The sequence below is a fragment of the Billgrantia bachuensis genome (assembly GCF_011742165.1).
Taxonomy (GTDB): Bacteria; Pseudomonadota; Gammaproteobacteria; order Pseudomonadales; family Halomonadaceae; genus Halomonas; species Halomonas bachuensis.
Genome location: NZ_JAAQTO010000042.1, coordinates 1 through 12,034, shown reverse-complemented (window position 1 = coordinate 12,034; position 12,034 = coordinate 1). Strand labels below are relative to the sequence as shown.

The 12,034-nt window shown below is 65.9% G+C and carries 11 protein-coding genes; 4 read left to right on the top strand and 7 right to left on the bottom strand.

Annotation, left to right across the window (positions count from 1 at the left end; genetic code table 11):
- Window positions 1-11: 11 nt before the first annotated feature.
- Together pgl and zwf are read right to left on the bottom strand one after the other, a co-directional pair.
- Window positions 12-689, bottom strand: coding sequence for a 6-phosphogluconolactonase (gene pgl / locus HBJ55_RS15000; protein WP_167116558.1), 678 nt, complete (start codon window positions 687-689; stop codon window positions 12-14).
- Between the two features lies 1 nt (window position 690).
- Window positions 691-2,199, bottom strand: coding sequence for a glucose-6-phosphate dehydrogenase (zwf, locus tag HBJ55_RS14995; protein WP_167116555.1), 1,509 nt, complete (start codon window positions 2,197-2,199; stop codon window positions 691-693).
- 196 nt (window positions 2,200-2,395) lie between these two features.
- Here zwf and HBJ55_RS14990 point away from each other — a divergent pair, with 196 nt between their 5' ends.
- A complete protein-coding gene (locus HBJ55_RS14990) occupies window positions 2,396-3,250 on the top strand; it encodes a MurR/RpiR family transcriptional regulator (protein ID WP_167116552.1) in 855 nt (284 codons plus the stop codon).
- Between the two features lie 21 nt (window positions 3,251-3,271).
- On the opposite strand, the gene HBJ55_RS14985 is transcribed toward HBJ55_RS14990, so the two are convergent.
- From HBJ55_RS14985 to HBJ55_RS14965, 5 genes are all read right to left on the bottom strand, one after another.
- Entirely contained in the window at window positions 3,272-3,889 is a 618-nt protein-coding gene (locus HBJ55_RS14985) for a 2-dehydro-3-deoxy-6-phosphogalactonate aldolase (protein WP_167116549.1), read from the bottom strand.
- Window positions 3,886-4,869 carry a 2-dehydro-3-deoxygalactonokinase gene (locus tag HBJ55_RS14980; protein WP_167116546.1) on the bottom strand — a complete coding sequence of 328 codons (984 nt, stop codon included), beginning with the start codon at window positions 4,867-4,869 and terminating at the stop codon, window positions 3,886-3,888. The genes HBJ55_RS14985 and HBJ55_RS14980 overlap by 4 nt, the downstream gene beginning before the upstream one ends.
- A 10-nt stretch (window positions 4,870-4,879) precedes the next feature.
- Window positions 4,880-6,028, bottom strand: a complete 1,149-nt coding sequence (gene dgoD / locus HBJ55_RS14975; protein ID WP_167116544.1) for a galactonate dehydratase — start codon at window positions 6,026-6,028, stop codon at window positions 4,880-4,882.
- A 34-nt stretch (window positions 6,029-6,062) separates the two neighbouring features.
- Complete coding sequence (locus tag HBJ55_RS14970) at window positions 6,063-6,824, bottom strand: FadR/GntR family transcriptional regulator (RefSeq protein WP_167116540.1); 762 nt, start codon at window positions 6,822-6,824, stop codon at window positions 6,063-6,065.
- Window positions 6,825-6,956: 132 nt separating this feature from the next.
- Window positions 6,957-8,555, bottom strand: a complete 1,599-nt coding sequence (locus tag HBJ55_RS14965; RefSeq protein ID WP_167116538.1) for a solute:sodium symporter family transporter — start codon at window positions 8,553-8,555, stop codon at window positions 6,957-6,959.
- Window positions 8,556-8,818: 263 nt separating this feature from the next.
- Between HBJ55_RS14965 and HBJ55_RS14960 the strand changes: the two genes are divergently transcribed.
- From HBJ55_RS14960 to HBJ55_RS14950, 3 genes are read left to right on the top strand one after another with little or no spacing between them, the layout of a single operon-like run.
- Window positions 8,819-9,676, top strand: coding sequence for a putative selenate ABC transporter substrate-binding protein (locus HBJ55_RS14960; RefSeq protein ID WP_167116535.1), 858 nt, complete (start codon window positions 8,819-8,821; stop codon window positions 9,674-9,676).
- A complete protein-coding gene (locus tag HBJ55_RS14955) occupies window positions 9,676-10,440 on the top strand; it encodes an ATP-binding cassette domain-containing protein (protein ID WP_167116532.1) in 765 nt (254 codons plus the stop codon). The genes HBJ55_RS14960 and HBJ55_RS14955 overlap by 1 nt, the downstream gene beginning before the upstream one ends.
- A complete protein-coding gene (locus tag HBJ55_RS14950) occupies window positions 10,437-11,960 on the top strand; it encodes a PhnE/PtxC family ABC transporter permease (RefSeq protein WP_338072031.1) in 1,524 nt (507 codons plus the stop codon). Before HBJ55_RS14955 ends, HBJ55_RS14950 begins: the two co-directional genes overlap by 4 nt.
- Window positions 11,961-12,034: the final 74 nt, after the last annotated feature.

Here is a 12,034-nt window from a genome sequence, read left to right as displayed (position 1 = left end):
GCAACTCCAGTTCAGGGGGCCCAGTAAATGGCCAGCGGGCAGGAAAGAAAGGCGCGGATCGGCAGCTCACGCGAGTCGTCGCCGGACATGGCCCGGGCCAGCACGCTGCGCTTGTCGTCGCCGGTGATGTGCAGCACGTGGCGTCGCGCCTGGTGCAGTCGGTCGGCGCTCAGGGTGATGCGCGCCTGGGGCTGACTGGGCGTGCGTGCGGCCAGCACCGGGGCATCGGTGGTCAGTCCCAGCTCCAGCTCGCGGCTGTCGGGAAACAGCGAGGCGGTATGGCCGTCTCCGCCCATGCCTAGCACCACCAGGCTGGCGGGCCAGGACAGCGCCTCGATGCGCCGGGTGGCCGCCTCGACGCCCTGCTCGGGGGTCTCGTCGTCGGTCGTCAGGGAGACGAAGCTGGCCGCCGCCGCCTTGCCCTGCAGCAAGTGTTGGCGTACCAGGCGCGCATTGCTCGCCTCGTCCGATTCGCTCACCCAGCGCTCGTCGGCCAGGGTCACGTCGACCCGCTCCCAGGGCAGTTCCTGCCGGGAAAGGGCCTGAAAGTAAGGCACCGGCGTCGAGCCGCCGGAAAGTACCAGCAGGGCCCGCTCCTGCTGCGCCAGGTCCTGGCGCAACGCTTCACTGGTGGCTTCGGCGAGCTGCGCGGCGAGCTGCTCGCGCGGCCTGGCATTCGCTTGGGTCATATCAGTAGTCCTCGTACCAGCTGCGCCCATCCTGGGTGATCATGGCGATGGAAGCTACCGGCCCCCAGGAGCCGGCCGGGTAGCGCCGCGGCGGCTCACCCATTTCCTTCCAGGCGGCGATCAGGCTATCGCACCAGTGCCAGGCATGCTCCACCTCGTCGCGGCGCACGAACAGGTACTGCTGCCCTTTCATTACCTCGAGCAGCAGTCGCTCGTAGGCATCGGGTATCCGCGTCTGTGGGAAGGCACTGCCAAAATCCAGGTGCAGCGGACCGCGGCGCAGACGCATGCCCCGATCCAGGCCGCTGTCCTTGGTCAGTACCTCGAGGGCGATGCCCTCGTCGGGCTGCAGGCGGATGATCAGCTTGTTGGCCGCCAGGTTGCGCTGATCCGGATCGAAGATGTAGTGCGGCTGCTGGCGGAAATGAATGACGATCTGCGACAGCTTCTCCGGCATGCGCTTGCCCGTGCGTAGATAGAACGGCACTCCCGCCCAACGCCAGTTCGACACGCCGGTCTTCATGGCCACGAAGGTCTCGGTCTCGCTGTCGCGGTTGGCGCCCTCCTCCTCCAGGTAGCCAGGCACCCCCTTGCCCTTGATGGTGCCGGCGATGTACTGGCCACGCACCACGTCACGGTTGAGCTTGGTCTCGCTGAAGGGCTGCAGCGCCTTGAGCACCTTGACCTTCTCGTCGCGGATGGCGTCGGCATCCAGGTTGGCCGGCGGATCCATGGCGATCAGGCAGACCAGCTGCAGCAAATGGTTCTGCACCATGTCGCGCAGCTGACCGGCACGATCGAAGTAGCCCCAGCGCCCTTCGATGCCGACCTGCTCGGCGACGGTGATCTCGACGTGGGAGATGTGGTTCTGGTTCCACTGGGTGCCGAACAGGGGATTGGCGAAGCGCAGCGCAATCAGGTTCTGGACGGTCTCCTTGCCCAGGTAATGGTCAATGCGATAGACCTGGGACTCCTGGAACACCTCGCCAATGGCGTCGTTGATCTCGCAGGAGGATTCGAAGTCGTAGCCGATCGGCTTCTCGACCACCACGCGGGAGAGCTCGTCGAGGCACTCGCCGGCCTGAAGATTGCGACAGATGTCGCCGTACAGGCTCGCCGGCACCGCCAGGTAGACGACCAAGGGGCAGACGACGGTGTCGTGGCGCACGGCCTCACGCCACTCGGTAATACTGCGATAGCCTTCGGCGGTGGCGAAATCGAGCTGCAGGTAATCGAGACGCGCAATGAAACGCTTGACGGCCTCACGGTCGAGTTCCGCAGGTTTGACGTAGGTCTGCAGGGTGTCGGCAATTTGCCGACGAAAGGCATCGGGCTTCAGTTCCTGGCGGGCCAGCCCCAGGATGCGCGTATCGTCATGCAGCAGGCCCTCGCGGTCGAGGTGATAGAGCGCCGGATAGAGTTTGCGCAGCGACAGGTCGCCCAAGGCACCAAACAGCGCAAGATCGATGACCGGCCGACTCTCTTCCTCTGACCGCTTGGTTGCATTCATGACCGCCCCCATCTGGTTAATTTACACAAAAAATACGTAAAAAACGGCTTTCCATCAACCGATTTTTTGTAATATTACACTCAAAATCGGTTCTTCCTATACCTGGATTCGCGCCCGGCCGACACTCCGCGCTAGGATAGCCGGCGACCATGTTGTTAAATCACTACATCATCATTTCAGGAGAGTCTCAACCACCATGGCCCACGACCTGCTGCAACGGATTCGTCAACGCCTCGAAGAGCTCAACCGCTCCGAGCGCAAGGTAGCAGACGTCATCCTCGCCGATCCGGCTCGGGCCACCGGCCTGAGCATCGCCAGTCTGGCCCAGGCGGCGTCGGTCAGCGAACCCACGGTCAATCGCTTCTGCCGTAATTTCCATGCCAAGGGCTATCCCGATTTCAAGATCAAGCTAGCCCAGAGCCTGGCCGGCGGCACGCCCTACGTCAGCCAGTCGGTAGAGCCCGGCGATGCGGCGGCGGATTACACGCGCAAGATCTTCGGCGCCACCATCGCCGCCCTGGACGAAGCCAGCCGCACGCTCGACCCGGCCCGCATCGAGCGGATGGTGGACTACCTGATCCAGGCCAAGCAGATCCACTTCTTCGGCCTGGGAGCCTCCGGCGCCGTGGCCCAGGATGCCCAGCACAAGTTCTTCCGTTTCAACCTGCCGGTTACTTCCTACGTCGACGTGCTGATGCAGCGCATGGTCGCCTCCGCCTGCCATACCGGCGACGTGGTGGTGGTCATCTCCTGGACCGGCCGCACCCGGGAATTGGTCGATATCGCCCAACTGGCGCGCGAGAGCGGTGCCGTGGTACTGGGCATCACCGCCCCGGCATCGCCGCTGGCCGCGGAGTGCACAGAGACGCTCGAGGTTCCGACGCCGGAGGACACCGACGTCTACATGCCGATGACCTCGCGCATGATCCAGCTCACCCTGATCGACGTGCTGGCCACTGGCGTTACCCTGCGCCGCGGCGAGGACTTCCTGCCCCACCTGAAGAAGATCAAGGATAGCCTGCGCGACACCCGCTACCCGCCCCGAGGCTGAACGCCGCGTGACGCGAATGCATCAGGCACCAGCCCCACTGTCGGCGGCCTGCCAGGCCGCCACCAGCGCCCGTGCCTGCTGGCCCACCTGCTCGGGCGCCTGCCCAGGGCGATAGAGAGCGCTTCCCAGGCCGGCACCGGCCACACCGGCGGCACGCCAGGCGGCAAAGTCTTCCGCACCGATGCCCCCCACGGCATAGAGGCGGGTATCGCCCGGCAGTACGGCCCGTAACGCCTTCATCCCCTCGATGCCCACCTGAACGGCAGGAAACAGCTTGAGGCCGGTGGCGCCGGCTTCGAGCGCGTCGAAAGCCTCCGAAGGTGTCAACACGCCGGGCCAGCTCTGCATATCCAGGCGTCGGGTCTCCTCGATCACGGCCGGGCGGCAGTTGGGCGACACCACCAGCCGCCCGCCGACGGCATGCACCTCTCTCACCTGGTCCGTGTTGAGCACGGTACCGGCGCCCACCAGCGCACGCTCGCCCAAGGATTCGACCAGACGCCGGATACTTTCCAGCGGCTCGGGCGAGTTGAGCGGCACTTCGAGCGCGGTAATGCCGGCAGCGAGTACCGCCTCGCCCACCGCGACCGCCTCGTCGGGGGTAACGCCGCGTAAGATGCCGATCAAGGGCAGGGTCATAAGTTACCTCCTTTCTGACGACGTTGGTCGGCCTGCGCCAGCCCGAGGCCGGCCAGCACTGCCGCTTCGCCATCGAGGCGGCGACTGTCGTGCCCCAGCGCCTCCAGGGCCAGCGTATAGCGGTTACACAGCGCCTCGCTGCCGATCAAGGTAACGGCTGCGCCGGACAGGTCGTGACGCATGCCGGAGAGTTCCAGGCCAATGGTAAGCCCCGAGAGGCGAGCCCCCAGACGGGCATGCCGCGCCGCACCGCTGGGCAGCGCATCGTCGAGCAGGTCGGCGGCACGCAGGCCGAACAGCTGCTGACCGAAGCGCCCGGGTTCGGCATGTGCATCGCGTACCGCAGCGACGAACGCTTCGCGACAGCCAGGCGCATCGAGCTCGGCGTCGGCCACGGAATGCTTGAGCACCGACTGGCTTGCCAGCAGGCGATAGAGTTCGCCGGTCAGGTGGGTAGCGAAGCGTGTGACCGCCCCCTCCTCCAGCCAGGCCCACTTGGCGTGAGTTCCGGGCAGGCAGACCAAGCCCGTGAAGCCGGGCTCCCGGGCCACTAGGCCGGCCAACTGAGTCTCCTCGCCGCGCATCACGTCGAAGGCACGCCCTGCGGGGTCGGCATGCTGGCAGAGCCCGGGTAGCAGGCGAACGTCCAGTCGCGGCTCGTCAACTGCAGGCGCCACGGCAGCCCGCGCCAGCTCGCCCAGGCGCGCCGGCACCGGCAGATAAACCGCCTCCTGCCAGCCCTGGCGGGCGCCGGCCATGCCGCAGACCCACACCGGCACGCGGCCGGAAGCGGGCAGCCAGTCGCCGACCGTCTCGAGCAGTGCGGGCTCATAGTCCTCCTGTGCCAGGGCCAGCATGCCCTTGTCGCTGCTGCCCCGTGCCAGTACCTCGCCGCGCTCGTCCATGGCCCAGGCGCGCAGGTTGCTCGAGCCCCAGTCCACGGCGATCCACGCCAGCCGCTCTTGCATTGCTTCGCTCATGGCCACCCCCTCACCATTCGGCGATGGAGCCGTCTTCATGGCTCCATACCGGGTTGCGCCAGCGATGCCCCACCTTGGCCCGCTCCTCGACGAACGCCTCGTCGATCTCCACGCCGAGCCCCGGCCCCTGAGGAATCGCACAGAAGCCCTCCTCGATGGCCAGCGCCGACTTGTCGACCAGGTAGTCGAGCACGTCATTGTCCTGGTTGTAATGAATGCCCATGCTCTGCTCCTGGATGAAGGCGTTATGGCTCACCGCATCCAGCTGCAGCGACGCCGCCAGGGTCAACGGGCCGAGCGGACAATGCGGCGCCAGGGCCACGTCGTGGGCCGAAGCCAGCGTGGCGATCTTGAGCCCCTCGCTGATGCCGCCGCAGTGGGAGAGGTCGGGTTGGATGATGTCGACCATGCCGTCGGCGAGCAGGTCGCGGAACTCGAAGCGGGTGTGCAGCCGCTCGCCGGTGGCCAGCGGGTAGCCGAGGCCACCGGCAATATGCTTGAGCGCAGGCAGATGCTCGGGCGCTACCGGCTCCTCGACGAACATCGGGTGAAACGGCTCCAGTTCGCGCAGCAGCGCCTTGGCCATGGGGCGGTGCACCCGGCCATGGAAATCGATGGCGATACCCACCTCAGGGCCGACTGCTTCGCGCGCCTCGGCCACTCGCGCCACCGCCCCGTCGACCTTGCGGTGCGAGTCGACGATCTGCATCTCGGCGGTACCGTTCATCTTGAAGGCGGTGAAGCCGCGTTCGACCAGCGCCCGGGCGCCGGCCCCCACGTCGCCGGGACGATCGCCGCCGGTCCAGGCGTACATGCGCATACACTCGCGCACGGCGCCGCCCAGCAGCTGGTGCACCGGCACGCCCAGGTCGCGCCCCTTGAGATCCCACAGCGCTTGGTCGATGCCGGCGATGGCGCTCATCAGGATGGGGCCGCCGCGATAGAAGCCGGCACGGTAAAGGGTGTTCCACAGGTGCTCGATGCGATGTGGGTCCTGACCGACCAGGTAGTCGGCAAGCTCGTGCACCGCCGCCTCCACGGTGGCGGCGCGGCCCTCGATGACCGGCTCGCCCCAGCCGTAGCAGCCCTCGTCGGTTTCGATCTTGAGGAACAGCCAGCGCGGCGGCACCTGCCAGGTCTTGAGTCGAGTGATCTTCATTCGGAACGCTCCTTGGCATGAACGGGGAATTCGGCTAGCGGCGCCAGGCGGATCCAGCCTCTGCATCGGCGACGATACCCAGGTCGACGGCAGTACGCCGCAGCACATCGGTGGCGGCCGCCTCGGCTGCGTCCGCATCGCGGTGACGGATTGCCTCGAGCAGCCGACCATGACGCGCCAGGCTATCCCCCAGGCCGTCTCGCTGAGGCTGAAGAGGGGCCTGGGAGCGCTGGATCAGAGCAACGATCGAGGGTTTCAGCAGATGGCCCATTTGGCGCCACACCAAGTTGTGGCTGGCGCGATAGACGGCCTCGTGAAAGGCCACGTCGTGCTCCGCATGCTGCGCGCTCTCCTCCGGCCTGCCGGCGGTACGCTGCATGCCCTGGTAGGCCGCTTCTAGGCGTTCGAGATCTTCCGCTTCGGCAGCCCGGGCAGCCAGGCGAGCAACGGCCGGCTCCGCCGAATAACGAAAGGCGAAGATCTCGCGCAGCAGTTGGGGGTCGGGCGCTTCGATATCGGCCATCCACGCGCTCACCAGCGGATCGAGCAGATGCCATTCGCCTATCTCGCAGACAAGGCTGCCGCGCCCCGCAGTGCGCTCGATCAGGCCGAGGGCAACCAGGGTCGCCAGGGCACTACGCACCTGGTTGCGGCTGACCTCGAAATGCTCGCAGAGGTCGCGTTCGCGGGGAAACGTCTCGCCAGGGTGCCAGTATCCCGCCAACAGCGCTTGGCCCAGCAGCCTGGCCAGACCATCGGCCCCGCCCTGGTGACGAGGCAGCGAAGCCAGTGTCATTGCAGCCCTCCGAGCCAGACCTTGAAGATGAGATAGTGCAACGACTATAAACAATGCCGCCACAAATGTCAGACATTTGACCTCGCAGTAAAAAAGAGGCGAGCCTGACGACCCGCCTCTGCGCGCCCAGCCTCAACCGCCGGCAAAGGTCGCGTAGATGATGACCACCAGCGCCACCAGCAAGAGCCCCACGGGCACGGCACCGCGCCAGGGCGTGAGATCGACGGCGCCGCTGTCCTCGTGCACCCAGTCCGTCTCGCGCGGGCGTAGCTTGCCGATCACCAGCATCAGGACCACCAGCAACCCGAACACGCCGGCCACGAAATGGAACTCGTGCATGACCAGCGGAAGCCGATCGAACGGCGGCACGAAATAGCCTGCGGCGATCAGCAAACAGCCGCCAACAAGGGCAATCTTGGCCGCCATCGGCGGCACCCGCTTGGTGAGCAGGCCGACGATCACTACCGCGAGGATGGGGATGAAATAAATGGCGTTCATTTTCTGCAGGTAGCCGAACAGGCTTTCCTGGCCGGCCAGAAGCGGCGCGATGGTCATGGTGACAAAGGCCATGATCCAGCCGAATACCTTGCCCGACCTGACCACCTGCTCTTCGCTGGCCTCCTTGTTGAGCACGCCTTTATAGAGCCCCAGGCTGAAGATGGTGGTGGTACTGTTGAGCGCCGAGTTGAACGACGACAGGATGGCGCCCACCATTACCGCGGCGAAGAAACCTGTGAGATAGGGCGGCAGCACGTTGAACACCAGGTGGCCGTAGGCCTCGTCGGCCTGAATGCCCTGATCGGCATAGAGGTGGTAGGCGATGATACCCGGCAGCACCAGATACAGCGGGCCGAGCAGCTTGAAGAAGCCGGTCAGCAGGACGCCCTTCTGGCCCTCGGCGAGGTTCTTGGCGGCGAAGGTACGCTGGATGATCTGCTGGTTGGTGGTCCAGTAGAAGAGGTTGATCAGGAACACACCGGTAAAGAGGGTGGAGAACGGTACCTGCTGTTCGGAGCCGCCGATCGAGTTGAGCTTCTGCGGATCGCTCTCCTTGAGAATATTCCAGCCTTCGAGCAGGCCGCCGTCCCCGCTGACCGCCTGCAGGCCGAAGTAGACGATGACGAAGCCACCGACCAATAATCCGACGCCGTTCAGCGTGTCCGACACGGCTACGGTGCGCAGCCCGCCGAACAGGGCGTAGATGGAGCCGATGATTCCCACCACCCAGACCGTGAGCCACAGCAGCAGCGTCTGCGATTCGATCCCGGTCAGGCCGGAGAGATCGAGCATGCCCTGCAGCCCCATGGCGCCGGAGTAGAGAATGATCGGCAGCAGGATTACCGCATAGGCGATCAGGAAGATGACGTTACAGATCAGTTGGGTGCCGGCATCGAAGCGGATCAGCAGCATCTGAGGCAGGGTGGCGATGCCGCTGCGCAGGAAGCGGGGCAGGAAGAACAACGCCAGGGCGACCAGGGCGATGACCGCCACCACCTCCCAGGCCATTACGCTCAGGCCGTCGCTGAAGGCCGCCCCGTTGAGCCCTACCATCTGCTCGGTGGAGAGGTTGGTCATCAGCAGCGAGCCGGCAATCAGAGGAAAGGTCAACGAGCGGCCGGCGAGGAAATAGCCGCTGGTGCTCTCATGATCGTCGCGCCGGGTCAGGCGCCAGGTGATGAAGGCCACCAGGCCGGTAAAGAACAGGAACGACAACAGGGTCAAGGCATGCATGCAGGTACACTCCCTTGCGGACAGCGAGCAATCCGTTGGTCAGCAAAATGTCTGACATTGATGAATTCACTACATTCTAGGCAAACGCAGCGAGCGAAACATGCGCCTTTAGTCGAAAAAATGGCTATTAATTTTGAAATATTACTAAAAAAATTTCAGACAGAGTCATTTCCCACGGGGCGGCACAGTGCTCGACTTGCCAGCGCCGCGTTGGCCTACAACAATAGCCGCCTCTCCCTCGATTTCTATCTCAAGGAACCACCATGCGCCGGATCGCACTCTCCGCTCTCGCCGTAGCGCTGCTCTCGCCGGCAGCCGCCGCCGAGACCTTCCGCTTCACCGCCATTCCCGACGAGGACCAGGCGCGCCTGGTGGAGCGCTTCTCCAAGGTGGCCGATTACCTGGAGGAGCGCCTCGGCGTCGAGGTGGAGTACGTACCGGTGAAGTCCTACAGCGCTGCGGTCACTGCCTTCCGCAACGACCAGGTGCAGCTGGCCTGGTTCGGCGGCCTCTCGGGCGTGCAGGCGCGCCGGCTGGTGCCGGGCTCGCAGGCATTGGCCCAGGGCAGCGAGGACGACGCCTTCGTCAGCTACTTCATCGCCCACGAGTCCACCGGCCTCGAACGTGCCGATGAGCTGCCCGACGAGATCGAAGGCATGAGCCTGACGTTCGGTTCGCGCACCTCCACCTCGGGTCGCTTGATGCCGGAACACTTCCTGCGCCAGCGCTTCGACGACACACCTCCGGAGGACCTCTTCTCGCGGGTCGGCTACTCCGGCGACCACTCGCGCACCATTGCGCTGGTGGAGGCCGGCACCTACGACATCGGGGCGGTCAACTACACGGTGTGGGAAGCCGCCGTGGAGGATGGCCGGGTGGATACCGACAAGGTGGACGTGATCTGGGCCACGCCGCCCTATCCCGACTACAACTGGACCCTGCGCGGCGACGCCGACGAGCGCTTCGGCGAGGGCTTCAGCGACGAGGTCCAGGCGGCGTTTCTGGAGATGGACAACCCGGCGCTGCTCGCCACCTTCCCCCGCGAGGCGTTCATCCCCGCCGACAACGACCTCTACGCCCCCGTCGAGGAGGTGGCCGAAGCGCTCGGCCTGCTGCGCTGATGGAGGGAGAGCAACGTCGACTGCTGGTTCGCTTCGATGGCGAAGACCTGGGACATGGCGAACACATCGCCCTGCCGCACCTGTCTCTGGCCCTGCATGAGGGTGAGCGGGTTGCCCTGCTCGGCCAGAGCGGTGCCGGCAAGTCGACGCTGCTCGGCAAGCTGCGCACTCGGCTCGGTCACCAGGTTGCCTGGTGCCCGCAGCACCACGGCCTGGTACCGCAGCTCGCCGTTTATCACAACGTTTTCATGGGCCGGCTGCCGGAGCACTCGGCGCTGGCCAACCTGTGGAACCTGGTGCGCCCCCTGCGTGGCCCTTGGCGCGAGGTGGCCGCGCTGTGCGACGAGCTGGGCCTGGCCGGCCTGATGCGCCGGCCGGTGGGCGAACTCTCCGGTGGTCAGCGTCAGCGTGTGGCCATTGCCCGCGCGCTCTACCAGGCCCGTCCACTGTTTCTCGGCGACGAGCCGGTCGCCAGCGTCGACCCCCACCAGGCGCTGCGTCTGCTGGAGCTGATCGAAGGTCATCATGCCACTTCAGTGATTGCGCTCCATCAGCGTGAGCTGGCACTGACCCACTTCGACCGCGTGTGGGGCCTGCGTGACGGCCGCCTGGTGATCGATGCACGCGCCGACCAACTCACCCTGGCCGAGCTGGACGCACTCTACCCCGATGCCGACCAGCCTGACCACCGCCCGCCGCCAGACGATGATGCCGAGACCCTGCCGGACGTCGATGCGCTGCCCTGTGCCCGGGGGCGCCCGTGAGGGATGGCCTGACGCAGCGCCGCGGCTCGTCGGCGACGGGCTGGTGGCGAGGCACGTCGCCCGGCCTGCGCCTCGCCCGACACAGCCTGGGCCTGGTGGCCCTGGCCGTGTTGCTGCTGCCGTTCGCCGATCTTGCCATCCATACCCGCGACCCCTGGGGCGAACTCGGGCGTATGGTAGCCGGCCTGGCCTGGCCCGCCTGGGGCGCGCTGGAGTCGCCCTTGTCGGCGCTGGGTCTCACCGTGGCGGTGGCGCTGTGGGGCACTCTGGCCGGTGTAATACTGGGTTTTCCCTTGGCGTTGCTGTTTGCCCGCTCGCGGCTGGTGCGCGCCGGCTGCGCCTTCGTGCGCGCCATTCACGAACTGTTCTGGGCCTTGCTGTTCATGCAGGTGTTCGGCCTTTCGGCGCTCACCGCCCTGGCGGCGCTAGCGATTCCCTATGCCGGGATCTTCGCCAAGGTCTATGCCGAGATCCTCGAGCAGACCCCGCCTGCGCCACGCGATGCCCTGCCACCCGGCAGCGGGCGGCTGGCGCGCTTCGTCTACACCGAACTGCCGCTGGCCTGGACCCAGCTCGCCGCCTATACCCGTTACCGCTTCGAGTGCGGCCTGCGCGCCAGTGTGCTGCTGGGCTTCGTCGGCTTGCCGACCCTGGGCTTCCATCTCGAAACCGCCTTTCGCGAGGGGCGCTACCACGAGGCCGGCGCCCTGCTGTGGTTGTTCTATCTGCTGATCGCCAGCCTGCCCTGGTGGGGGCACAAGCGCTTGATTCCGCTGTTGCTGGTGGGCGGCGTCTGGCTGCTCGGCCCCTGGCCGAGCGTCGACGGCGCGCTGCTATGGCGCTTCGTATCGGAGGATATCTGGCCGGCAGCGCTGCTCGCAGGCGACTGGGCGGGGCTCGTCGAGTGGCTGGCGCGGATCCCGGCACTCGGAGCGGCTATCGGCAACACCCTGCTGCTGGGGTTGCTCGGTACAGTAGGGGCGCTGGCGGTGGCGCTGGTGCTATGGCCGCTGGCCAGCCGCCACTTCGGCAATCGTGGTACACGCCTGGCCGGGCATGGCGTGCTGATCTTCCTGCGTTCGACGCCGGAGCTGATGCTGGCGTTCGTCTTCCTGCTGCTGCTCGGCCCGTCGCTGCTGCCCGCGTGGCTGGCCTTGGCCCTGCATAACGGTGCCCTGATCGCTTTTCTGGTAGCGCGCCATGCTGACGCCATCAATCCTGGCATGCCGGGGTTGCCCGCCAGCGGACGGCTGGCCTACGAGCTGCTGCCGCGCGTCTATCCCGGCCTGCTGGCGCTGCTCTACTACCGCGCTGAGGTAATCCTGCGCGAAACGGCAATTCTCGGCATGCTGGGCGTCGCCACCCTGGGCTTCTACATCGAGGAGGGCTTCGACTACCTGATGTTCGACGTGGCCTTCTTCTTGCTGTTGGTCACCGCCGCACTGAACATCGCCGTGGACACCCTCTCGCGACGGCTGAGGCCGCGAGAGGTGCCGCTCGACGATCCCTGCGTTCGTTAGGGAAACACTTATATGGACTCCCCCTTTGCAAGATGACGTTGAGATCGATCAACACTAAGGTCCAACTGCATCCT

Coding starts and splice junctions, on each gene's coding strand:
- HBJ55_RS14985 (WP_167116549.1), bottom strand. CDS start 3,889: ATGACCCTGCCCTTGATCGGCATCTTACGCGGCGTTACCCCCGACGAG.
- dgoD (WP_167116544.1), bottom strand. CDS start 6,028: ATGAAGATCACTCGACTCAAGACCTGGCAGGTGCCGCCGCGCTGGCTG.
- zwf (WP_167116555.1), bottom strand. CDS start 2,199: ATGAATGCAACCAAGCGGTCAGAGGAAGAGAGTCGGCCGGTCATCGAT.
- HBJ55_RS14955 (WP_167116532.1), top strand. CDS start 9,676: ATGGAGGGAGAGCAACGTCGACTGCTGGTTCGCTTCGATGGCGAAGAC.
- HBJ55_RS14990 (WP_167116552.1), top strand. CDS start 2,396: ATGGCCCACGACCTGCTGCAACGGATTCGTCAACGCCTCGAAGAGCTC.
- HBJ55_RS14965 (WP_167116538.1), bottom strand. CDS start 8,555: ATGCATGCCTTGACCCTGTTGTCGTTCCTGTTCTTTACCGGCCTGGTG.
- HBJ55_RS14970 (WP_167116540.1), bottom strand. CDS start 6,824: ATGACACTGGCTTCGCTGCCTCGTCACCAGGGCGGGGCCGATGGTCTG.
- HBJ55_RS14980 (WP_167116546.1), bottom strand. CDS start 4,869: ATGAGCGAAGCAATGCAAGAGCGGCTGGCGTGGATCGCCGTGGACTGG.
- HBJ55_RS14960 (WP_167116535.1), top strand. CDS start 8,819: ATGCGCCGGATCGCACTCTCCGCTCTCGCCGTAGCGCTGCTCTCGCCG.
- pgl (WP_167116558.1), bottom strand. CDS start 689: ATGACCCAAGCGAATGCCAGGCCGCGCGAGCAGCTCGCCGCGCAGCTC.